Genomic DNA, 22,859 nt, shown 5'->3' with positions numbered 1-22,859 from the left:
CGTGCCCTTCGGCACCCTGGTGGCGCCGATCAGCGTGCCGCTGGGCGAGGATGGCGTGCAGGTACGGCTGATCGACCAGGGCAAGGAGACGCCGCAGGTCGATGCCTACTGGATGCGCTGCGCGCCACATACCACACGCCACGCCGAGGCCCACACCCCGGGAGCCCGCGAGTCGCTCACCCTCATCAGCGGGTGGCTGGAGGCCGGCCCGGAAGGCGCCACCGAGAACCTCTCGGCCGGCGACACCCTCACCTTCGCCGCCGACCGCCCGCACCTCTATCGCACCCGTGACGCCTGGGCCACGTTGATGCTCACCATCGTCTACACCGGGGAAGGAGACGCCGCATGAGCCTGCAAGCCACCCAAGCTGCCTCCCGCCCCTGGCTTGCGGGCCTGCGCGAGGCCATCCCGCTGTTGGGCGGCTATGTGCCGGTCGCCATCTCCTTCGGGCTGATCGCCATCCAGGCCGGTTTCAGCACCTGGGAGGCGGTGATCATCTCGGCGCTCGTCTACGCCGGGGCCTCGCAGTTCCTGTTCGTCGGCATGGTCGCCGCCGGCGCGCCGCTCTGGCTGGTGGTCGTCATGACGCTGCTGATCAACGCGCGCCACCTGGTCTATGCCCCCAACCTGGCACCCTGGCTGACGACCAGCCGCGCCTGGCCGTGGCTGATGCACGGCCTGACCGACCAGATCTTCGCCCTGGCCCATACCCGCCTGCCCCAGCTGCCGGCCTCGCAACGCCTCGGCTGGTTCACCGGCGCCGCGCTGCTGGCCTGGGCCAGCTGGGTCGGCGGCACCGCGCTGGGCGCCGTGGCCGGCGACGAGCTCACCCGGCGCTGGCCACTGCTCGGCGAGATCATGCCCTTCGCCCTGCCGGCCCTGTTCCTGGTCCTCCTGGCGCCACGCTTCACCAGCCGGCGCTGGTCGCTGGCGCTGGGCAGCAGCATCGCCATCGCCTTGCTGTTCACCGTGAACGGGCTGACCAACGCCGCGATCCCCCTCGCCGCCGCCTGCGGCGCCCTGTGCTTCTACCTGGTGAAGCTTGCCCCCACGACACGAGGAGAACGCGATGAGTAGCGCACTCTGGCTGGCCGTGCTGGTCTCGGCGGCAGGCACCCTGCTGATACGCCTGCTGCCGCTGCTGTGGATGCGACGCCGCCTCGAGCGACTCGGCGGCGACGACGGCCTCGAGGCCATGCCCCAGTGGCTCGGCATCCTCGGCCCCCTGATGATCGCCGCCGTGCTCGGCGTCTCGCTGGTGCCGACGACCCTCGACGCCACCTCCTGGCTCGCCACGGCAATCGGCGTGGCCGCCACCCTGCTCGTCTGGTACCGGTTGCGCTCGCTCGGCTGGCCGGTGGCCGCCGGCGTGGCGGCCTATGGGGCGGTGGTGATGCTTCTCGGGTGAGCCTTCATCCCGCAGTTGGACGATGCTGATGAAAGGCATGGACACGCACTGCAGGGAATACACGGAGTGGTGGGCCCAGCTGGACTCGAACCAGCGACCAAGGAATCATTAGGACGACCAGGCTCACCAAACAACGTATTTTCAATACCTTATGGGACGTCCTTTGCGTGACCTCGCATCACAATGCAGGACTGTGCAGGACGCATACCCGCAGAATGCCCGCAGGCCCCACGCAGGCCGGCACCACCGGCCATTGCGATACCTTGGCGCCGGCAGGCACGCCACCCTGCTTTGTTGGCTGGCAGGCTCTTTAGTCCTTTGGCATTTAACGATTTTGTGTCTCTTGGGTACACAGATACACTTAATAATCAAAGAGACCTGCGGCAATCTCTTTGGATATGTGGCAAAATGTGCCCCATGAGTGCACATAAAGAAGAGAAGCTAAAGAACATCCTCGACGCCGTCCCTCCCGGCTTCATGGTCGATTCTGGCTGGCTGGAACGCCATGAGGTCAGCCGCTTCCTCACGCGCAAATATGTTGATCGCGGCTGGCTGGAGCGCGTGACTCGCGGCGTTTTCCGGCGTCCGACGCCGGGCGGCGGACAACCCGATACTATCGACTGGAAGACCTGCCTGCTCTCGATACAGCACATCATGGACTACCAAGTCCATATCGGCGGCATGACAGCGCTCGCGCTGCAAGGCTATAGCCATTATTTGCCGCTGGGCGGGAACGCTCCGGTTTGGGTCTATGGCGAAGACATACCGAACTGGCTGACCAGGCTTCCGCTAGATGCACCGTTGGAAATGCGCACCACGCCCCTCTTCTCCGACCCGGCGCTCGGCCTCACCAAGGACGAATCCGACGCCGCGAGCACCCTGCCCTGGGACTGGCAACCAAGAATGTCATCGCCCGAACGAGCGATCCTGGAAGTCATGGACGAACTGCCCGGCCATGAGAGCTTCCACAATCTCGACATGGTGTTTGAAAGCCTGACGACCCTGCGCCCACGCACCCTGTCGGCGTTGTTGCGCAGTTGCAGGAAGATCAAGGTTACGCGGTTGTTCTTCGTCTTTGCCGACCGCCACAACCACCCATGGCGCAAACGCCTCGACCCGCAGGAATTCAACCTCGGAAGCGGCGACCGCGCTCTGGTCAAAGGCGGCAAGATACACCCGCGCTACCGCATCATGGTGCCGGAAGAATTTGCGATAACGGAGGCAGCCGATGGCGCGTAAAGATTACGAAGCACAGGTTGCCCTGCTCGTGCGCATCCTCCCCTATGTCGCCGAAGAAGACATCTTCGCCCTGAAAGGCGGCACGGCCATCAACCTGTTCTATCGCGATCTGCCACGCCTGTCGGTCGATATCGACCTGACCTATCTGCCGCTTAAAGAACGTGCCGAAAGCCTTGCCGAGATCAACGAAGCGATGGATCGCATTGCCACTGCCATCGAGCGCGGCATCAGGAACGCGCATGCACAACGCATCAAAGGCGGAGGTGGCGGTGCCACCCGCGTGCTGGCACGGCTTAACGGTGCGGAGATCAAGATCGAAACCTCACCGGTCACACGCGGCGTTGTCCACGACCCTGAAACCCGTCCGGTTTCGGAAGCTGTCGAGGATGCATTCGGCTACGCGGAAATCCAGATCGTCTCGTTTGAAGACCTGTTTGGCGGCAAGCTGCATGCGGCTGTTGACCGCCAGCACCCTCGCGATCTCTATGATGTGAAACTGCTCTATGAACATGAAGGCCTGACCGACGACCTTTTCCGCACCTTCCTGATCTATATCGCCAGTTCACCGCGCCCCGCGCATGAACTGCTGAACCCGAATATCATCGATATTGACCAGCCCTATGCACAGGAATTCGAAGGCATGACGAAGATCCCGGTCAGCCTCGATGAGCTTGTGGAAATTCGCGCGCAGTTGATTGCGGATATCCGGTCCCGTATCGATGATGACACCAAACGCTTCCTGCTGACCCTGCATGACGGCAATCCGGACTTTGCCGCCATTGACCGCCCGCAGGCCGCCGATCTCCCCGCAGTACGTTGGAAACTGATCAACCTGAACAAGCTGATAGAACAGAATGCGGAAAAACACATAGCCCAGCGTAAAGCACTGGAGGCGCTGTTCTGACCTCATTCGGTCACCGCCAAGATCGTACCTGATTACGCAGATGACTCAGCGCTTTGTAACCGATTGATTTCATTGGTGGGCCCAGCTGGACTCGAACCAGCGACCAAGGGATTATGAGTCCCCTGCTCTAACCAACTGAGCTATAGGCCCTTTCGGAAGGAGGCGCCGGGGTGGCGCTGGCGTATGATAGCGAATGGCGCGGGGAGAGGCCATAGCCTGACGGCCTCCAACCCCTCATTCCTCCGGCACTTACTGTCTCGGCCGTGGTCTTCAGTGGGCCCGTCCCTTGTGGAGATCGCCCGGTGCCCCGACACCCCCTTGCCCCGCTGCTTGGCTCGTCCTTCATCGTCCTGCTGCTTGCCCTGCCCGCGGCCGCCTGGGAGCTGGACCCCGAGCGCTCGAGCGTGGCCGCCACCATAGTGCAGCTCGCCCCGGAGGGCCCCATCCCCCGCCAGCACGAGGTGCGCCGGCTGAGCGGCACCGCCGAGGCGGACGGGACCCTGCGCCTGCCACTGCGGCTGGCCCAGAGCGACGTGGTCGAACGCCTCGGCCCGCTGCCGCCCTGGCTTTCGGGCTTCACCGAGCGCCCGCTGGCCACCCTGACCACTCGCTTCCCGCCCGAGCGCCTGGAGGCGCTGAGCCTGGGCGAATCGCTGGTGGAGGTGCTCGAGCTCTCGGTGGCGTCCGGCAACGCCACCCGCAATGAGCCGCTGGCGGTGCGCTTCACCCGGGAATCCCCCGACCGGATCCGGGTTACCAACGCCGAGCGGGTGGCCCTGGACGGCCAGGCGTTGATGGCCGACCCGACGCTCCGCTCCATCCTGCTGCTGCTCGGCTACGAGCAGATCGGCGACGAGGTGCCGGTCAGCCTGGATGCCGTGCTGGTCCGCCAGTAGCTCAGAGCGCCACTTCCCCCACCTCCAGGGCGCCGGTCTGTACCCGCCACTGGGCGGCGTAGCGGCCGTCGGCGGCGAGCAGCGTCTCGTGGGTGCCGCGCTCCACCACCCGTCCGCCCTCGATCACCACGATCTCGTCGGCGTAGACGATGGTGGAGAGGCGGTGGGCGATCATGATCACAGTGCGGCCATGACCGATGCGCCGCAGGGAGCGCTGGATGGCGGCCTCGGTCTCGTTGTCCACGGCGCTGGTGGCCTCGTCCAGCACCAGGATCGGCGGGTCCTTGAGCAGCGCCCGGGCCAGCGACAGCCGCTGGCGCTGGCCGCCGGAGAGGCGCACGCCGCGCTCCCCCACCGGGGTGTCGAGCCCCCGGGGCAGCGCCTGGATGAAGTCCCACGCCTCGGCGGTCCTGGCCGCCTCGATCACCTCCGCCTCGCTGGCCTCGGGGCGGCCGTAGGCGATGTTGTCGCGCACGCTGCCCTCGAACAGGTAGACGTCCTGGCTGACGAGGCCGATGGCGCCGCGCAGGGAGGCGAGGCTCACGGCGTCGATGGGCTGGCCGTCGATCAGCACCCGTCCGGCGCTGGGGTCGTAGAAGCGCAGCAGCAGCTTGATCAGGGTCGACTTGCCGGAGCCGGTGGCGCCCACCAGGGCCAGGGTGTGGCCGGCGGGCACCCGCAGGCTGACGTTCTCCACGCCGACCTCGCTTGCCGCATAGCGGAAGCTCACCCCCTCGAAGCTCACCTCGCCGGAGAGCGGTTCGGCCAGCGGCGTGGTGGCGTTGTCGCGCACGGTGACGGGCACCGCCAGCAGGTCGAGGATGCGCCGGGTGCTGGCCATGGCGCGCTCGAAGAGGTCGATCACCTCGGCCAGGCCGGTGAGCGGCCAGAGCAGGCGCTGGGTGAGAAACACCAGCACGCCGTAGGCGCCCACGTTGAGGTCGCCGCGCAGGGCGAGCATGCCGCCCACGGTGAAGGTGGCCAGGAAGCCAGCCAGGATCGCCATGCGGATCACCGGGATGAAGGCCGAGCTCACCCGGATGGCGCGGCGGTTGGCCTCCACGTAGGCCTCGCTCACCTGGTGCAGCCGCGCCGCCTCCCGGGCCTCGCTGGTGAAGCTCTTGATGGTGGCGATGCCGGCCAGGTTGTTGGAGAGCCGGCTGGCCAGGTCGCCCACCTTCTCGCGCACGTCGGCGTAGAGCGGGCCGGCCTTGCGCTGGAAGAAGAAGGCGCCCCAGATGATCAGCGGGATGGGGGTGAAGGCGAGCAGCGCGATCAGCGGCGAGATGACGAAGAAGACCGCGCCCACCGCCACCACGGTGACCCCCACCTGGATCAGGGAGTTGGCGCCACCGTCGAGGAAGCGCTCCAGCTGGTTGACGTCGTCGTTCATGGTGGCGACCAGCTGCCCCGAGCTCCTCGACTCGAAGTAGGCCATGTCGAGGCGCTGGGCGTGCTCGTAGGTGTCCAGGCGCATGTCGGCCTGGAGGCGCTGGGCGAGGTTGCGCCACAGGATCTTGTAGAGGTACTCGAAGATCGACTCGCCGGCCCAGATAAAGAAGGTCAGGATCGCCAGAACGAATATCTGCTCCTGCGGCGTGGTGAAGCCCAGCCGCGCCACGAAGCTGCGCTCCTGGTTCACCACCACGTCGATGGCCACGCCGATCAGGATCTCCGGGGCGATATCGAATATCTTGTTGATGATGGAGCAGCTGGTGGCGGCGACGATACGCCGCCGGTAGCCGCGGGCGTAGCGCAGCAGGCGCACCAGCGCCTGGAAGCTGTTGGGTGAAGCGGTCGTGGTCATGGGGCATCCTTGTGCTTGACCCGCGAAGCATAGCCGAGACCGCTTCCCCGCGGCCATGGCCGCCCGGCTCGAGGTCCGGCGCCAGGCGGTGCCCAGCCCCCGGCACCGGACGGCCCGGGCCGGGAATGGCCCCAGCGGCGCTTGCATCGCCACGCCGATTCACGACAATGGCGGGCTCTCCTCCCTCGCCAAGGACGCCACATGCTCGCCGAACTCTTCGCCGTGATGGCCCCGGTGCTGGCCGGCGCCGGACTGGGTTACAGCTGGATTCGCCTCGGCCACCCCTACCCGGTGGAGTTCGTCACCCGTCTGGTCTTCAACATCGGCACCCCGGCACTGGTGCTGGCATCGCTCTCCGGTGCCGACATCGATGCCGGCAGCTTCGGCCGCACCATGCTGGCCACGGCGCTGGTGCTGGTCGCCATGGCGGGCGTGGCCTTCGGGCTGTCGTGGCTGCTGCGCCGCGACTGGCGGGTGCTGCTGGCGCCCACCATGTACCCCAATACCGGCAACATGGGGCTGCCGGTGGTGCTCTACGCCTTCGGCAGTTCGGGCTTCGTGTTCGGCATCACGGTGATGGTCACCGTCGCGCTCTTCCAGTTCACCCTGGGCACCATGCTCGTCAGTCGCGGCAACCCGCTGAAGACGCTGGTGAAGACCCCCACCGTCTACGCCATCCTCATCTCGCTGGGGCTGCTGATCACCGACACCGAACTGCCGCTGTGGCTCGACAACAGCGTCGACCTGATCTCCGGCTTCACCGTGCCGCTGATGCTGATCACCCTGGGGGTCTCGCTGGCGAGCATCCAGGTCAGGAGCCTCAAGTCCGGCATCGGCTTCAGCCTGATGCGCATCCCCGTGGCCGCCGTGGTGGCCTGGGGAGTCGGACAGCTGGTCGGCCTCCCCCCGCTGGCGACCAGCATCCTGGTGCTGCAGATGAGCATGCCGGTGGCGGTGTTCAACTACCTCTTCGCCCAGAAGGCGGGGCGCGAGCCGGAGTACACGGCGAGCCTGGTGTTCTGCTCGACCCTGCTCTCGCTCATCTACCTGCCGATCCTGCTGGCGATCCTGATGTAGCCGGCAGGCGACAGGGAACACCCGGCCTCCCGCGGAGTCCCTAGGCTGATGTCCGGACATCAGCGGGAACTCGATATCGACAAGGGGGAGAACGGAATGTCTGCCAACCTCAGGAGACTGCCCACCGCCCTGCTGCTGGGCGGCCTGGTGGCCGGCGGCCAGGCGCTGGCCACCGAGACCCTGACCGAAATAACCGTCGAACGCATCGCCACCGAGCACCACGACCTGCGCCTGGAGCGCATCGCCTCCGGCCTGGAACACCCCTGGGCCGTGGCCCAGCTCCCCGATGGCCGCCACCTGGTCAGCGAGCGCCCGGGGCGCATGGCGCTGATCGACGAGGACGGCGGGATTGTCCACCTGGACGGCGTGCCCGAGGTCAGCGCCAATGGTCAGGGCGGCCTGCTCGATGTGGTACTCCACCCCCGGTACGGAGACGGCGACCACGACTGGATCTACTTCACCTGGAGCCAGGCCGGCAGCGGTGGCACGGCCACCACCCTCTCCCGCGCCCGCCTGGACGGCGAGTCGCTGGTCGACGTGGAGGAGCTGTTCGTCCAGGACCGCTATTCCGACCCCGGCCGGCACTACGGCTCGCGGCTCGCCTGGCTGCCCGACGGCACCCTGCTGATGAGCATCGGTGACCGCGGCAGGCAACCGCCCCGCGCCCAGGACAGGGGGGATCACGCCGGCAGCGTGCTGCGCCTGACCGAGACCGGCGGCGTGCCGGAGGACAACCCCTTCGTCGACGATGACGGTGCCCTGGGCGAGCTTTACAGCAGCGGCAATCGCAATATCCAGGGCATGACCGTGGCCGCCGACGGCCGCATCTGGGCCACCGAGCACGGCCCGCTGGGCGGGGACGAGCTCAACCTGATCGAGGCCGGCGAGAACTATGGCTGGCCCGAGGTCAGCCTGGGCCGTGACTATTCCACCCGCGACCCCATCGGCGCGGACTCCCTGCCCGGCATGCGTGACGCCGTTCATGTCTTCGACGGGCGCTTCGCCCCATCCGGCCTGGCCGAGGTGACCAGTGACGCCTACCCCGCGTGGCAGGGCGACCTGCTCGCCGGGGGCCTGCGCAGCGAGCTGCTCAGGCGCCTGACCCTCGACGGCGACCGGGTGGCCGGCAACGAGGTGATCCTCGACGGCCAGATCGGGCGGATCCGCGATGTCCGCCAGGGCCGCGACGGCGCCCTCTACCTGCTCGACGACGACCCGCGGGGCAGCCTCTATCGTCTGGTGCCCGCCGACTGATGGACCACCCGGCTCGATGGCCTGACCGGTGGCAGGGAATGCACCGGGCAGGCCCGAGCCACGCTGCCACCGGGCCCCGCGGGTAGCGCCGGGGCCATCCACCCGACCGGAAATGCCATGCGCCTGCGCAACATCATCATCCTGACGGTCATCGTGCCCTTGTTCTTCATCCTGGTGGTCTTCAGCCTGGTCGCGATCAAGTCACTGGAAGACAACGTGCGCTCCAAGCTGCAGACCGAGGTCCAGATCATCACCCACGCCATCGGCACCTCGCTGGGCTACGCCATGGAGCGCGACACCCCGGAGTCACTGCAGGAGTCCCTGCACTCCGCCTTCTCCTTCCATCGCATCTACGGCGCCTATGTCTTCGATCCCCAGGGCGAGGAGATCTACGGCCTGGGGCTGGGCAAGGCGCTGTTCGAGGAGGAGGACATCCGCGCCGTCGTCGACTCCGGCGAGCTCGCCGGCCACTATCGCCAGCACGACGGCTGGACCTACTACTCGGCGCTGATGCCGTTGACCACGCCCAACGGCGAGATCCGCGGCGTGCTGCAGGTCAACCGCCTCAATACCGGCATCGAGAACTACACTGGCTTCATCAGCCTGCTGGCGGTGCTCGTCTTCGTCATCGGTGCCGCCGGCATCGTGTTCAGCATCTGGTGGGGCTTTCGCCGCCATATCGAACGGCCTCTCACTCGCCTGCTGGCCGTCATGGCCAGGGTCGAGGAGGGCGACCGCAGCCAGCGGGCGGTGATCGGCGGCCCCCAGGAGTACCGCCGCCTGGCGGGGGCCCTCAACGGCATGCTCGACGCCATGGTCGAGAAGGATGCCGATATCGAGGCCCGCCGGCTCAAGGAGATCGAGCTGGAGAAGCGGCTGCGCAAGTCGCGCAAGCTCGCCGAGCTGGGGGTGCTGGCCGCCGGGGTGGCCCACGAGATCGGCGCCCCGCTCACCGTGATCAACGGCCAGGCCCAGCGGCTGGCCCGGCGAGATGCACTGGGCGACGACGAGCGTGCCCGGCTCGGCCGCATCCGTGGCGAAGTGGATCGCATCGTCGAGATCGTGCGCCAGCTGATGGAACTGGGGCGGCGGCACAACGTCGAGAAGGAGCGGCTGCCCCTGGACACCCTCGTCGAATCGGCGAGGGAGCTGGTGGAGGAGGACCTGGAGCGGCAGGCTATCCGCCTGGAGCTGGACCTGCCCTCCCCGCCACCACAGCTGCTGGCCAACGGCCAGCAGCTGATCCAGGTGCTGACCAACCTGCTGCGCAACGCCGCCCAGGCCGGCGAGGTGCATCGGGTGCGGCTGCGCGCCCGGGGCGAGGACGGGGAGCTTCGCCTGTGGCTCGAGGACGATGGCCCCGGCATCCTCGACGCCGACAAGTCGAAGGTGTTCGACCCCTTCTTCACCACCAAGCCGGTGGGCCAGGGCAGCGGGCTAGGCCTCTCCATGGTCCATCGCATCATCAACGACCACGGCGGCACCATCGGCGTGTTCGACAGCGAACTGGGCGGTGCCGGTTTCGAACTCGGCCTGCCGCTGGACGATGACAGCCTGCATGGCGACACCATCGAGCGAGGTAGCGTAACGTGACGAGGAAGGAACCCTCCCCCACTCCCGCCCCCATCCTGATCGTCGAGGACGACTCGGCGATCCTCGAGCTGCTCGAGGAGGAGCTGCAGGATGCCGGCCATGCGACCCTGGGCGCGAACAGCGCCGAGGAGGCCATCGCCACCCTGAGCCACAGCGAGGTGGCCCTGGTGATCAGCGACGTGCGACTGCCCGGCATGAGCGGCATGCAGTTGCTCGAGCAGCTGCGCGGCGAGGGCAGCACGGTCGGCTTCATCGTCATCACCGCCTTCGGCACCATCGATCAGGCGGTGGAGGCCCTGAAGATCGGTGCCGACGATTTCCTGACCAAGCCGCTCGACCTGGAAGGGGTGCGCGAGGCGGTCTACCGCGTGCTCGAGCATCATCGACTGGCCGAGCGCTTTCGCCAGGACGAGCCACCCGGCCACTTCCACGGCATCGTCGGCGAGAGCGAGGCGATGCAGGCACTGTTCCATGACGCGGCCCGGCTGGCCAGGAGCGATGCCCCCATCCTGCTGCTCGGCGAGAGCGGCACCGGCAAGGAGCTGCTGGCCAGGGCCGTGCATGCCGAGAGTCCCCGCAGCGACGGCCCCTTCATCGGGGTGAACTGTGCCAGCATCCCCTCGGAACTGATGGAGAGCGAGTTCTTCGGCCACGTGAAGGGCGCCTTCACCGGCGCCAGCGATGCCCGCCAGGGACTGTTCCAGGCCGCCCATGGCGGCAGCCTGTTCCTCGACGAGATCGGCGAGATGTCCCCCGGGCTGCAGGCCAAGCTGCTGCGTGCCCTGCAGGAGAAGCGGGTGCGTCCGGTGGGTGCCGAGCGGGAGGAGCCGGTGGACGTGCGCATCATCGCCGCCACCCACCGTGACCTCGAGCAGGAGATCACCGATGGCCACTTCCGCAGTGACCTCTTCTACCGCCTGGAGACCTTCTCGCTGCGCATCCCGCCGCTGCGCGAGCGCAACGGCGACATCGAGCGCCTGGTCACGGCCCTGATCGACAAGCACGCCGAGGCCCAGGGCAAGCGCATCCGCAAGGTCGAACCCGCCGCCCTCCAGGGCCTCCTCTCCTACCCCTACCCCGGCAATGTCCGCGAGCTGGAGAATGCCATCATGCGTGCCGTGACGCTGGCCGAAGGCGGCCAGCTCAGCCACGCCGACCTGCCTGAACGCATCCGCGACCATGAGGCCGAGCAACGCCGCAGCCTGGGTGACACCCAGGCCGCCAACGCCCTGGCGCCGAACGCCATGCAGCAGGGATGGCCGAGCCTGGAAGACGTCGAGAAGCGCTATATCCGCAAGGTGCTCGAGGCCACCGGCGGCAACAAGCGCCGCACCGCCGATATCCTCGGCATCGCCAGGCGCACCCTCTATCGCCGCCTGGAAGAGGAGTAGCCCGCCGGCCGGGGCCGGACCCGGGCGGCAAGCCTTCTCGATAGGGCCCTTCCCCGCTCACGTCCAGCATGCAAGCGGGCTTGGCCCGCGATGGTCACGCCAGCTTGCGAAGATTCGAAAAAAGGCCCTTGCGGGGAGCAAGGGCCAGGGGCGTCAGTCCGGTCAGCGGTTGCTGAGGGGATTGCGGCGGGACCGCCGACCACGCCATGCGACGCCAAGAGACACGTCAAGAAAGACTCGAATCTCCTTCCCTGGAGAGCCCCGCAGGAGACCCGCGGAGCCTACTCCTGTATCCGGTTACCAGCTGCTGTCCTCGTCATCCCCGGCGGGGTTTTCCCACTCTTCTTCCTCCTCGTTCTCCTCCTCGATCATGGGATCATTGACCGGATCGCTCTGCTCGGCACCGCTGGGGTTCGGCATGGGCTCGCCACCGTCCCCGAAGCCGGGCTCGCCTGACGGTGCGCCCGGATCCCCCGGTGCGGCAGGGTCGGCGGGAGCCGCCGGGTCGGCTGGCGCGGCAGGATCGGCCGCCGGGTCGGCTGGCGCGGCAGGATCGGCCGCCGGATCGGCCGGAGCGGTGGGGTCGGCTGCCGGATCGGCCGGTGTGGCGGGGTCAGCCGCCGGATTCTGCTCGTGAAAATCGGCGAAGGCCAGCGGGCTGGCCATCAGGCCGAAGGAAACACCGAGAATACCCAGCTTCCTGATAAATTCCTTGGACATCATGATATTACTCCTCCACTCACATCCATTCGCTGGAGAAAGGGGCATGGCTGCCGGCTGCCTCGACGGCCGGCAGGTGCCGGTAGGGTGAGACTCGATCAGGAGCCTTGCTCCTCTTCCTCGTCGTCACCGAACGTCGGTTCATCGCTGCCCATGGGGTCTTCCTCCACGGGCTCCTCTTCCATCGGTTCCTGAGCCGTGTCCTGGCCGCCCGTGGGCGCTTCGCTTGCGCCACCCTCCATGGGCTCATCCTGGCCCATGCCGGAATCCTGGGCCGGCTCCTCCATCGGAGCGTCCTGCTCCATCGGCGGCATCTCGTCGTCGTTGCCGCAGCCGGCCAGGGCCAGGGTGCCCATCGACAGCGCCACGATGGAGGCGGCGGCTGCCAGGCGGCGTCCGGTGCCGGGGATGCGAATCTGCTTGTCGTGGGTCATGTGGTAGCTCCCCCTTGGTCGTTCCATGTTCACCCTGGAGGGAGCACAGGCCATGCCAGCCCCGCCGGTCACAAGGAAAATTGCCGGATATCAATGAATTGAACGGGAAAAGGCAATCCTCCCGGCGGCCGCGGAAGGGCCGTCGGGCTGGTGCAAACTGGCACATGGGTCAGGACTGCCTCATGGCACCGGGCAGCGAGTCGCGGAAATGGAGGCCCGGAAAGCGACAGGGAGGCATCCGCTGGATGCCTCCCTGTCGCCATCGAGTACGTCGGGCGTTCAGCCGGGCGAGAGCCCCCGCAAGCGTTCGCCACGCCGCCGCAGCAGCTCGAGGGTGGTCAGCAGCAGCATCGACAGCAGCACCAGCAGGGTCGCCACGGCCAGGATGGTCGGGCTGATCTGCTCGCGGATGCCCGACCACATCTGGATCGGCATGGTGCGCTGTTCGGGTCCGGCGATGAACAGCACCACCACCACCTCGTCGAAGGAGGTGATGAAGGCGAACAGCGCCCCGGAGATCACCCCCGGCGTCACCAGCGGCAGCACCACCTTGAAGAAGGTGCGGGTGGGATTGGCGCCCAGGCTGTGGGCGGCGCGGATCAGGGTGGTGTCGAAGCTCGACAGGGTCGCGGTGACGGTGATCACCACGAAGGGAATGCCCAGCGCCGTATGGGCCAGGATCACGCCCGGGTAGGTCTGCGCCAGGTTCACCTTGGAGAAGAAGAAGAACATCGCCGCCGCGGAGATGATCAGCGGCACGATCATCGGCGAGATCAGCAGCGCCATGATCGCCCCGCGGGCCGGCATGTGGCGGCTCGACAGCCCCAGGGCCGCGATGGTGCCCAGTATCGTCGCCAGGGTCGTGGAAGCGATGCCGATGATGAAGCTGTTCTTGATGGCGCCCAGCCAGGCGCTGGAAGTGAAGAAGTCCTGGTACCAGCGCAGCGAGTACCCCGCCGGGTCGAGGGTCAGCATCTCCTCGCTGAAGGTGAAGTAGGGCTGGGCATTGAACGACAGCGGGATGATGATCAGCAGCGGCCCCACCAGGAACAGGAAGACCAGCGCGCAGAGGCCCAGGAAGACGTAGTGCCAGATGCGTTCGCCACGGGTGGCGTAGGAAGGAATGGCCATCGGATTACCCCAGCTTGACCTTGTCGACGCCGATCAGGCGATTGAAGATCAGGTAGAACACCACCACCACGAACAGCAGGATCGAGGCGATCGCCGCGGCGAGGCCCCAGTTCAGTGAGGTCTGCATGTGGTAGGCGATGTAGTTGGTGATGAAGCGACCGGACTGGCCGCCCACCAGCGCCGGCGTGATGTAGTAGCCGATCGACAGGATGAACACCAGGATGCCGCCGGCGGCGATGCCCGGAATGGTCAGCGGGAAGTAGACTCGCCGGAAGCTGAGGAAGGACTTTCCTCCCAGCGAGCGAGCCGCGCGCATGTAGCTCGGGGGGATGGTCTTCATCACCGAGTAGAGCGGCAGGATCATGAACGGCAACAGGATATGCGTCATGGCGATGATGGTGCCGGTCTTGTTGTGGATCATCTGCCAGCGGGCCTCGTCGGCGATCACCCCGATGGCCACCATCATGTCGTTGAGCACCCCCTGGGACTGCAGGATGGCGATCCAGGTGGTGGTACGCACCAGCAGCGAGGTCCAGAACGGCAGCAGCACCAGGATCATCAGCAGGTTGGAGTGGCGCAACGGCAGGTTGGCGAGCAGGAAGGCCACCGGATAGCCGAGCAGCAGCGTCAGGCCGGTGATCACGGCACTCATCCAGAAGGTGCGCCAGAACAGCGAGACGTGAATCTCGAAGTGAGCCGGCACCTTGGCGATCTCGCCGTCCGGCGTCAGCTGGCGGTCCACCGCCGCCAGGTAGTAGGAAAGCGTATAGGGCGAGGATTCACGCTGGATCAGCTTCCAGGTGTCGAGCTCTCCCCAGGTGTCGTTGATCTCGATCAGCGCTTCGCGATAGGGCGGCTCCACGTTTCGCACCCGACGGGCCGTGCGATTGATCGCCGAGCGCATGCCCGACTTCTCGTAGTTCAGCCGGCTCGACAGCAGGCCCAGGTTGCGCGCCTCCTGGCCCTCGCGCAGGTCCTCCACCAGGGCGGCGAAGACGGGCTCATCGGGTATCGAGCCACCGTCCCACCCCTCCAGGGCCTCGACCGTGCGCGTCAGGTGGCTGCCGACTTCGGGATTGTCGACGCTGCGCCACAGCATGTCGAAGATCGGCATGACGAAGGCGATCACCAGGAACAGCAACAGCGGCGACACCAGCAGGAAGGCCTTGGCCTTCGAGCGACGCACCGCACGGCGCAGGCTGACCTTGAGCGGCACGCCATCGGCGGTGGTCAGTGGAGCAGAGGGCGATTCAGACACGCGGGGCTCTCCATCGAGAGTGGAATGCGATCGGATTGCAGCGGTGGGGCCGCCACCCGCGAGGCGGGTGGCGGCAGGGCCTCACTGGGCCAGCCAGGCGTCGAAGCGCTGGGTCAGCTCGTCGTTGTAGTCGGCCCAGAACTCGTCATCCTTGGGGATGGCGGTGGCGAAGTTGGGTCCGTAGGTGGGCATGTGGGGCTCCATCTCGATCCCCGTCTCGGCATGGGTCGAGACGAAGTCCGACGAGGACTTGCGTGCCGGGCCGTAGGAGATGTACTTGGCCTGGTCGGCGAGGCGCTGGGTGTCGGTGGCGAAATGGAGGTAGTCCTTCACCTTGTCGAGCTTGCCGGTGGGCACCACCCAGCCGTCCAGTTCGAAGACCTGGGCATCCCAGATGATCTCGAAGGGCTGGTCCTCGGTGACCATGGCATTGAAGATGCGGCCATTGTAGGCGGAGCCGAAGGCCACTTCCTGGTCGGCGAGCAGCTGCGGCGGCTGGGCGCCCTCCTCCCACCAGATCACCTCGTCCTTGATGGTGTCGAGCTTGGCGAAGGCGCGCTGGATGCCCTCCTCGGTCTCGAGCACGTCGTAGACATCCTCCGCGGCCACGCCGTCGGCCACCAGGGCCCACTCGAGGTTGTTGATCGGCTTGCGCATCAGGGTCCGCTTGCCGGGGAAGTTCTCCAGGTCGAAGACATCGGCGATGGTGCTCGGCTGGTTGTCCTCGGGGAACATCTCGGTGTTGAAGGCGACGATGTTGGAGTAGACGATCGAGGCCACGAAGCACTCGCCCAGGGCACCGTCGACGAAGTCCTCGCTGGGTGGCGTGCCGTCAGGGGCGTCGGCGAGCAGCTCGTCGTGGTCCAGCGGCTCGATGAGGCCCTCGGCGCAGGCGATCATGGCATCCGCCGGCAGCATGTCGACCAGGTCCCAGGTGACGTTGCCGGCCTGGCTCTGGGCGCGCAGCCCGGCCAGGGCGTTGCCGCTGCGGTCGATATTGACGATCTCGTGGCCGTTCATCTCCATCCAGGGTTCGTGGTAGGCCTTCTGCTGGCTCATGCTGTAGGCCCCGCCCCAGGAGACGATGTTGAGCGTCTCCTCGGCCTGGGCCGTTGCCGCGAGGCCGAGGGAGGTCATTCCCGCCGCGGCGATGGCGATGCCGAGACGTCCCTTGCGACTGCTGATTTCCCGTTTTCTCATTGGGCTCTCCGATTGTTGTTGTGACATCGATCTCCGGCACTCCCGCCGGCCCGGGCTCGCCACCCGGTCTTCGTCCCTGCTCATCCTGCTCTGGAAGCGCAGGCCGGGGCTTGAACACTCAGGCATCCAGGGCGCGACAGTCGCCCCAGGACCAGCCGACCTCGATGGTCTGCCCCGGCTTGAGCGCCGGGTGGCCCTTGGCATTCGGGGTCTTGATGATGAACTCGTCGTTGCCGCAGACGCGCAGGCGGGTGCGCAGGTGATCACCGAGATAGATCACCTCCATCACCTCGCCGCGGAAGCGGTTCTCGCCGCCTCCGGCCTCGGTCTCACCGAGTATCTCGACACGCTCCGGGCGCAGCGACAGCGTGGTGCGCGTGCCCGCCCCTCCCGAGGCCACCGCCCTGGCCAGCACCATGTCGCCGTTGTCGAGGCGGACCCGGCAGCGCTCGCCGAGCACTTCCGCCACCTCGCCATGGAGCCGATTGTTCTCGCCGATGAAGTAGGCGACGAAAGCATTCTCGGGAGACTCGTAGAGGGTCTCCGGCGTGGCCAGCTGCTGCACGACCCCGTCGTTGAATACCGCGATGCGGTCCGACATGGTCAGTGCCTCGGTCTGGTCGTGGGTGACGTAGATCATGGTCACGCCCAGGCTGGCATGGATGCGCTTGATCTCGTACTGCATCTCCTCGCGCAGGTTCTTGTCCAGCGCCCCGAGAGGCTCGTCCATCAGCACGAGTTCGGGCTCGAACACCAGGGCGCGGGCGAGCGCCACGCGCTGCTGCTGCCCCCCCGAGAGTTGCGCCGGGCGGCGGTCACCGAAGTCCTCCAGGCGAACCATCTCCAGGGCTCGGGCCACCTTGCGCTTGATCTCCGCCTTCGAGAGGTGGCGCACTTCCAGCGGAAAGGCGAGGTTCTCGGCCACCGTCATGTGGGGGAAGAGGGCATAGTTCTGGAAGACCATGCCGATACCCCGCTTGTGGGGCGGCAGGCCACTGATCGGTTCGTCCTTGAGGAGAATCTCGCCGTGGGTGGGGGTCTCGAATCCTGCCATCATCATCAGGCAGGTGGTCTTGCCCGAGCCCGAGGGCCCCAGCAGGGTGACGAACTCCCCCTGGCGTATATCCAGATTGAACCCCTTGACCACCAGTTCGACGCCGTCATAGCTCTTCTGGACATTGACGAAACGGGCAAAACACGACGACGCTTCAGTCGCCGTTGCCGATTCTTCCTGCGCTTCAAGGGCCTCGTTCATGCAAACTCCCAGCTGACGGCCCCTGGCGGCGATGCGGATGACGACCGGCACATGGTCGCAACGAGGGGCCTGCATGGTTTATTCTTGTAACCTAATGTGATCTCGACCATAAGTGTTGCAGGGGGAGTCCTGCAATCCCCGGCGAGGACAAACAGCGTTGAACGCGGCTCAACATGACGCCTGGAAAGTCGGCTATGCCCGCGTAGGGATGCCCCCGTGACATTCGGCACTGCCGACGTCATGGCGTACCATCGTCCGGGCATACACCACGGTCGACCACGAGCGTTTGACGAAAAGCATGGCGTTACCCGCAGCGCGCACCACACTTGAGAGCATGGAGACCACATCGACAACCACCCCGCACAAGCGCTCCCAGGGAGCAAGGAGAGTCAGCATGTACCACAAGATCATGGTGCCGATCGACCTGGCACACATCCAGTTGATCGAGCCCACCCTGCAGACGGTGGCGGACCTGGCCCGTCACTACAACGCCGAGGTGTGCTACGTCGGGGTGACCGCCAATACCCCGGGCAGCGTGGCCCGCACCCCCCAGGAGTTCACCCAGAAGCTCGAGGCCTTCGCCCAGGAGCGGGCCAAGGTCCATGGCCAGCCGGTCAGCACCCACACCATCGTCAGTCCCGATCCCATCGCCGACCTCGACGACGACCTGATCCAGGCGATCGAGGACGTGGGTGCCGACCTGGTGGTCATGCCGACCCACCCACCCAAGCATATCGACGTGATCATGCCGTCCCACGGCGGCAAGGTGGCCACCCACACCGACGTCTCGGTGTTCCTGGTGCGCCCGGCCAAGGGGTAGACCGACCACCCCGGATTCACATTTCGACGCTACGCAAGGGAGAGAGCCACCATGGCCAATGACGAGAACGCCAACGAGAAGCCAGCGGCTTCCGAAGGCATTCCCGCCCCGGAGGGGGCCGCCAACCTGATCGACACGGACTATGTGATCGGCCAGGACAACATCACCGCCTCACCGCTGGGAGTGAACGTGGACCTGCACGGCAAGGTCTTCATGTTCTCCTCGATCGTGATCCTGCTGTTCGTGATCCTGACGCTGGCCTTGCAGGATCAGATGGAACCGATCTTCAACAGCATGTTCAGCTTCCTCACCACCAACCTGGGCTGGGTGTTCCTGCTCGGCGCCAACGTCTTCGTGATCCTGGCACTGGTGCTGATCTTCACCCCCCTGGGAAGGGTGCGCATCGGTGGCGCCGACGCCACGCCGGACTTCGGCTACGCCGGCTGGTTCTCGATGCTGTTCGCCGCCGGCATGGGCATCGGCCTGATGTTCTACGGGGTCTCGGAGCCGCTGGGCCACTACGGCACCGCCATGGGCGGTATCAGCATGGGTGAGGGCGGCGTGCGCACCGACTGGGCCCCGCTGGGTGCGGCCGAGGGTGACCAGTCCGGCGCCATCTCGCTGAGCATGGCTGCCACCATCTTCCACTGGGGCCTGCACCCCTGGGGCGCCTACGCCATCGTCGGCCTGTCACTGGCGATCTTCGCCTTCAACAAGGGCCTGCCACTGACCATGCGCTCGATCTTCTACCCCATCCTGGGTGAGCGTGTCTGGGGCTGGCCGGGGCATGTGATCGACATCCTGGCGGTGTTCGCCACCCTGTTCGGCCTGACCACCTCGCTGGGCATCGGCGCCACCCAGGCGGCCGGGGGCCTCAACTACCTGTTCGGCATTCCCTCCGGCGACGCCACCCTGGTGCTGCTGATCCTCGGCATCACCCTCGTCGCCCTGGGCTCGATCATGCTCGGCGTCGACAAGGGCGTACAGCGCCTGTCGCAGATCAACATGGCACTCGCCCTGCTGCTGCTACTGTTCGTGATCTTCGTCGGGCCGACGCTGATGATCGCCACCGGCGTGCTCGAGAACCTGCTCGGCTACGTGAAGCACCTGCCGGCGCTCTCCATGCCCTTCGGGCGCGAGGATGCCAACTTCAGCCAGGGCTGGACGGCCTTCTACTGGGCCTGGTGGATCGCCTGGTCGCCCTTCGTCGGCATGTTCATCGCCCGGGTCAGCCGCGGCCGCACCGTGCGCGAGTTCCTGATCGCCGTGCTGCTGGTGCCGTCGATGGCCTCGGTGGTGTGGATGACCGCCTTCGGCACCACTGCCATCGACCAGGTGATCAGCCAGGGCATCACCGACGTGCAGGATGCCGCCCTGGAGCTGCAGCTCTTCACCATGCTCGAGTACCTGCCGCTGACCGCCATCACCTCCTTCGTCGGTATCGTGCTGGTGATCGTGTTCTTCATCACCTCCTCCGACTCCGGCTCACTGGTGATCGACTCCATCACCGCCGGCGGCAAGGTGGACGCACCCAAGCCCCAGCGTATCTTCTGGGCGCTGATCGAGGGGGCACTGGCCATCGCCCTGCTGCTGGGAGGCGGCCTCGCCGCCCTGCAGACGGCGGCCCTGACCACCGGCCTGCCCTTCACCCTGGTGCTGCTGGTGGGCTGCTACGCCATCGTCAAGGGGTTGATGAGCGAACCCAGGACCTGACGCCCGGCGGCAGGCATTGCGACGACAACGAGGGCGGCCGATGGCCGCCCTCTCTCGTTCCCGCAGGCCCCGACGTCGAGCGATATCGGGGGGGTGCCCCGGTTTCGACCGGCCGCGCGCCGTCGAGCGCCTCGCCGGCCTTATCTGCTATAAGGGAAAGGTGTCGTTGCGAACTGGTGAATGGATGCCCGCCCCCCTCGTCAGGGCCGTCTGCCGGCTTGTCCACCCGCTGGTGTGGTCGTTCTTGCTGTTGCTCTCCGCGGCCGTGGAGGCCGAGACGCTGAGGGTGGGGGTCTACCACAACCCCCCCAAGATCCTGCTGGACGAGCATGATCGCCCCTCCGGCATCTTCGGCGAGCTGCTCCAGGCCATCGCCACGGAGGAGGGCTGGGAGCTGACAGCGGTGCCCTGCCGCTGGCAGGCCTGCCTGGAGGGGCTGGAGGAGGGCCGCATCGACCTGTTGCCCGATGTGGCCTGGAGCGAGGAGCGGGCCGAGACGCTGGCCTTTCATGACGAGCCCGTGCTGCACAGCTGGTCGCAGGTCTTTCAAGGCCCCGACACGGCGCTGGAGTCGATGCTGGATCTCGACGGACGGCGTGTCGCCGTCCTGGAGGGCTCCATCCAGCAGCGTTTCCTGGAGCAACTGGCCGAGAGCTTCGGGATAGCGATTACCCTCCAGGGCGTGAGCAGCTTCGACCAGGGGTTCGATGCCGCTCGCGACGGCCGGGTCGATGCGGTCGTCGCCAACCGTCACTACGGTGCCTGGCAGGCCCCGGCATACGGGTTGCGCAGCACCCCGATCATGTTCCAGCCGGCACGTCTCCACTTCGCCGCGCCCGAGCGGCTTCGGGCAACGGTCCTGTCGCGTATCGACACGCACCTGAGGGAGTGGAAGGCGAACCGGGACTCGCCCTACTACGCCACCCTGGGCCGCTGGAACGTGCCGTCCCACGACCGCCTGGTGATACCCGCCTGGCTCTGGTGGGGGCTGGTGGCTCTCGCGGGGCTGCTGGCGCTGGCGCTGGGTGGCAACCTGCTGCTGCGACGGCGCGTTGCCGAACGCACCTCGGCGCTGGCGGCCAGCGAGCACCGCCTGGCGGCCATCCTGGACAGTGTCGAGGCCTACATCTTCATCAAGACCCCCGAGCTGCGTTATGCCTACGTGAACCGCAAGGTGTGCGAACTGTTCGGGCGCTCCAGGGAGGAGATTCTCGGTCATGGCGATGAGGAGTTCTTCGATGCCGCCACGGCACGGCAGCTGCACCTCACCGACCGACGCGTGCTCGACCACGACGAGACGGTGACCCGGGAGGAGTTCAATGTGCTGGCGGGGGGCGGCAAACCGCACATCTGCCTCACGGTCAAGCTGCCGCTGGACACGCCGGATGGCAGGGGTCGGTCGGTGTGCGGCATCGCCACCGACATCACCGAATTCCGGGAGATCGTCGAGCGCAACCGCCTCCTGGCCTACTACAGCCCCCTGACCGGCCTCCCCAACCGGGAGCTGCTGATGGAACAGCTGGACCGGGCGATCAAGGGGATACAGCGCAGCAACCGCCAGGCCGCCCTGCTGCTCATCGACCTGGACCAGTTCAAGCTGGTCAATGACCTTCAGAGTCACGCCGCCGGTGACCGGCTGCTGCAACGCGTGGCACACCAGCTGGCCGAGACCGTGACGGAGTCCGATCTCCTCGCCCACCTGGGAGGAGACGAATTCGCCCTGCTGGTCAAGGACCTGCCCCACCCCACCGAGGAAGCCGCCCTGCGGGTGGAACGCCTGGCGGAGGAGCTGCTGGGTGCCATGCAGGCAGCCGGGGAATCACTGGACGAGACCGCCGTCACCGGCAGCATCGGCATCACCCTGTGCACCGACAGCGGGCTCGAGCCGGGCAACGCCCTGCAGCAGGCCGACATGGCGCTGGCACAGGCCAAGCGCGCCGGGGGCAATACCCTGCGCTTCTTCAACGAGGACATGCAGCTGGCCGTCATGGCAAGGGTACGCCTGGAGCACGATCTCCAGCACGCCCTGAAACGCCGGGAACTGAGGCTCTTCTACCAGCGCCAGATGGATGGCGAGGATCGGACGATCGGCGTCGAGGCCCTGCTGCGCTGGCAGCACCCCGAGCGCGGGCTGGTCTCGCCCGCCGAGTTCATTCCCCTGGCCGAACAGAGCCGACTGATCCTGCCGATCGGCCGCTGGGTACTGGAAACGGCCTGCCGACAGCTCTCGCAGTGGGCAACGCAGCCATCCCGCGCCCACCTCACGATCGCCGTCAACGTGAGCTCCGTGCAGTTCCATGAACCCGACTTCGTCGATCAGTTGTGCGAGGTGCTCGAGGACACCGGCGCGCCCCCCGAGCGGCTGGTGCTGGAGGTCACCGAGAGCCTGTTGATGGAAGAACCGGAACAGGTGCGGCATACCCTCGAGTCGCTGCGCCGCCTGGGAATCCGGATGGCGCTGGACGACTTCGGCACCGGTTACTCGTCGCTGAACTACCTGAAGCGACTGCCCCTGGACGAAGTGAAGATCGATCGCAGTTTCGTGACGGGTATCCCCGGGGATTCTGCCGATGCGGCCATCATCGAGACGACCCTCACCCTGGCCGCGCACCTGGGCCTGGCAGTGATCGCCGAGGGGGTGGAAACCGATGCCCAGTACCAGTGGTTGAAGTCGAGCGGCTGCCAGGGCTACCAGGGCTACCGCTTCGGCCGCCCCGTCCCCGTCGACCAGCTCGGCCTGGACTGAGCCACGCCGCCAC

Annotated in this window: 20 protein-coding genes and 1 tRNA gene; 13 read left to right on the top strand and 8 right to left on the bottom strand. The window is 66.7% G+C overall.

Annotation, left to right across the window (positions count from 1 at the left end; all coding sequences use genetic code 11):
• The 5 genes from ACOMD9_RS19080 to ACOMD9_RS19060 form a co-directional block, all read left to right on the top strand.
• Nucleotides 1-349 (top strand): cupin domain-containing protein (locus tag ACOMD9_RS19080; RefSeq protein WP_421417572.1); only part of this gene is annotated, 349 nt, incomplete at its 5' end.
• Complete coding sequence (locus tag ACOMD9_RS19075; protein WP_421417571.1) at nt 346-1,077, top strand: AzlC family ABC transporter permease; 732 nt, start codon at nt 346-348, stop codon at nt 1,075-1,077. The genes ACOMD9_RS19080 and ACOMD9_RS19075, both read left to right, overlap by 4 nt.
• Nucleotides 1,070-1,408: an AzlD domain-containing protein gene (locus tag ACOMD9_RS19070; RefSeq protein WP_421417570.1), complete on the top strand. Its 339-nt coding sequence runs from the start codon at nt 1,070-1,072 to the stop codon at nt 1,406-1,408. The genes ACOMD9_RS19075 and ACOMD9_RS19070 overlap by 8 nt, the downstream gene beginning before the upstream one ends.
• A gap of 417 nt (nt 1,409-1,825) precedes the next feature.
• Nucleotides 1,826-2,647, top strand: a complete 822-nt coding sequence (locus ACOMD9_RS19065; RefSeq protein WP_421417569.1) for a type IV toxin-antitoxin system AbiEi family antitoxin domain-containing protein — start codon at nt 1,826-1,828, stop codon at nt 2,645-2,647.
• Entirely contained in the window at nt 2,637-3,551 is a 915-nt protein-coding gene (locus ACOMD9_RS19060; protein ID WP_421417568.1) for a nucleotidyl transferase AbiEii/AbiGii toxin family protein, read from the top strand. Before ACOMD9_RS19065 ends, ACOMD9_RS19060 begins: the two co-directional genes overlap by 11 nt.
• A 73-nt stretch (nt 3,552-3,624) precedes the next feature.
• On the opposite strand, the gene ACOMD9_RS19055 is transcribed toward ACOMD9_RS19060, so the two are convergent.
• Nucleotides 3,625-3,701 (bottom strand) — tRNA-Ile (locus tag ACOMD9_RS19055).
• 152 nt (nt 3,702-3,853) lie between these two features.
• Between ACOMD9_RS19055 and ACOMD9_RS19050 the strand changes: the two genes are divergently transcribed.
• On the top strand, nt 3,854-4,447 hold the full coding sequence (locus ACOMD9_RS19050) for a hypothetical protein (protein ID WP_421417567.1): 594 nt from the start codon (nt 3,854-3,856) through the stop codon (nt 4,445-4,447).
• 1 nt (nt 4,448) lies between these two features.
• Here the strand turns inward: ACOMD9_RS19050 and ACOMD9_RS19045 are convergent, their stop codons facing one another.
• The gene (locus tag ACOMD9_RS19045; protein WP_421417566.1) at nt 4,449-6,254 is read right to left on the bottom strand and encodes an ABC transporter ATP-binding protein; all 1,806 of its coding nucleotides are present in this window, start codon (nt 6,252-6,254) and stop codon (nt 4,449-4,451) included.
• Nucleotides 6,255-6,455: 201 nt separating this feature from the next.
• On the opposite strand from ACOMD9_RS19045, the gene ACOMD9_RS19040 reads away from it, so the two are divergent.
• From ACOMD9_RS19040 to ACOMD9_RS19025, 4 genes are all read left to right on the top strand, one after another.
• The gene (locus ACOMD9_RS19040; RefSeq protein ID WP_421417565.1) at nt 6,456-7,331 is read left to right on the top strand and encodes an AEC family transporter; all 876 of its coding nucleotides are present in this window, start codon (nt 6,456-6,458) and stop codon (nt 7,329-7,331) included.
• Between the two features lie 96 nt (nt 7,332-7,427).
• Nucleotides 7,428-8,585, top strand: a complete 1,158-nt coding sequence (locus tag ACOMD9_RS19035; RefSeq protein ID WP_421417564.1) for a PQQ-dependent sugar dehydrogenase — start codon at nt 7,428-7,430, stop codon at nt 8,583-8,585.
• A gap of 117 nt (nt 8,586-8,702) precedes the next feature.
• Nucleotides 8,703-10,178 carry a sensor histidine kinase gene (locus ACOMD9_RS19030; RefSeq protein ID WP_421417563.1) on the top strand — a complete coding sequence of 492 codons (1,476 nt, stop codon included), beginning with the start codon at nt 8,703-8,705 and terminating at the stop codon, nt 10,176-10,178.
• A complete protein-coding gene (locus tag ACOMD9_RS19025) occupies nt 10,175-11,569 on the top strand; it encodes a sigma-54-dependent transcriptional regulator (RefSeq protein WP_421417562.1) in 1,395 nt (464 codons plus the stop codon). The genes ACOMD9_RS19030 and ACOMD9_RS19025 overlap by 4 nt, the downstream gene beginning before the upstream one ends.
• Nucleotides 11,570-11,866: 297 nt before the next feature.
• Here the strand turns inward: ACOMD9_RS19025 and ACOMD9_RS19020 are convergent, their stop codons facing one another.
• The 6 genes from ACOMD9_RS19020 to ACOMD9_RS18995 all read right to left on the bottom strand — a co-directional run bounded on the left by ACOMD9_RS19020 (nt 11,867) and on the right by ACOMD9_RS18995 (nt 17,567).
• Nucleotides 11,867-12,292, bottom strand: a complete 426-nt coding sequence (locus ACOMD9_RS19020; RefSeq protein ID WP_421417561.1) for a hypothetical protein — start codon at nt 12,290-12,292, stop codon at nt 11,867-11,869.
• A gap of 95 nt (nt 12,293-12,387) precedes the next feature.
• Nucleotides 12,388-12,723 (bottom strand): hypothetical protein, encoded by a 336-nt coding sequence (locus ACOMD9_RS19015; RefSeq protein WP_421417560.1) that lies wholly within the window; start codon nt 12,721-12,723, stop codon nt 12,388-12,390.
• Nucleotides 12,724-13,002: 279 nt separating this feature from the next.
• A complete protein-coding gene (locus ACOMD9_RS19010; RefSeq protein WP_421417559.1) occupies nt 13,003-13,854 on the bottom strand; it encodes an ABC transporter permease in 852 nt (283 codons plus the stop codon).
• A gap of 4 nt (nt 13,855-13,858) precedes the next feature.
• Nucleotides 13,859-15,112 (bottom strand): ABC transporter permease, encoded by a 1,254-nt coding sequence (locus ACOMD9_RS19005; RefSeq protein WP_421417558.1) that lies wholly within the window; start codon nt 15,110-15,112, stop codon nt 13,859-13,861.
• Nucleotides 15,113-15,193: 81 nt separating this feature from the next.
• On the bottom strand, nt 15,194-16,312 hold the full coding sequence (locus ACOMD9_RS19000) for an extracellular solute-binding protein (protein WP_421417557.1): 1,119 nt from the start codon (nt 16,310-16,312) through the stop codon (nt 15,194-15,196).
• Nucleotides 16,313-16,430: 118 nt separating this feature from the next.
• Nucleotides 16,431-17,567, bottom strand: coding sequence for an ABC transporter ATP-binding protein (locus ACOMD9_RS18995; RefSeq protein ID WP_421417556.1), 1,137 nt, complete (start codon nt 17,565-17,567; stop codon nt 16,431-16,433).
• A 394-nt stretch (nt 17,568-17,961) separates the two neighbouring features.
• Here ACOMD9_RS18995 and ACOMD9_RS18990 point away from each other — a divergent pair, with 394 nt between their 5' ends.
• The 3 genes from ACOMD9_RS18990 (at nt 17,962) to ACOMD9_RS18980 (ending at nt 22,846) form a co-directional block, all read left to right on the top strand.
• Nucleotides 17,962-18,387 (top strand): universal stress protein, encoded by a 426-nt coding sequence (locus ACOMD9_RS18990; RefSeq protein ID WP_421417555.1) that lies wholly within the window; start codon nt 17,962-17,964, stop codon nt 18,385-18,387.
• Between the two features lie 51 nt (nt 18,388-18,438).
• The gene (locus ACOMD9_RS18985; protein WP_421417554.1) at nt 18,439-20,100 is read left to right on the top strand and encodes a BCCT family transporter; all 1,662 of its coding nucleotides are present in this window, start codon (nt 18,439-18,441) and stop codon (nt 20,098-20,100) included.
• 184 nt (nt 20,101-20,284) lie between these two features.
• Complete coding sequence (locus ACOMD9_RS18980) at nt 20,285-22,846, top strand: EAL domain-containing protein (protein WP_421417553.1); 2,562 nt, start codon at nt 20,285-20,287, stop codon at nt 22,844-22,846.
• Nucleotides 22,847-22,859: the final 13 nt, after the last annotated feature.

Origin of the sequence: Halomonas terrestris, assembly GCF_049166755.1 — a bacterium.
In the GTDB taxonomy this organism is placed as follows: domain Bacteria; phylum Pseudomonadota; class Gammaproteobacteria; order Pseudomonadales; family Halomonadaceae; genus Halomonas.
This window is presented reverse-complemented; position numbering and strand designations above follow the sequence as displayed.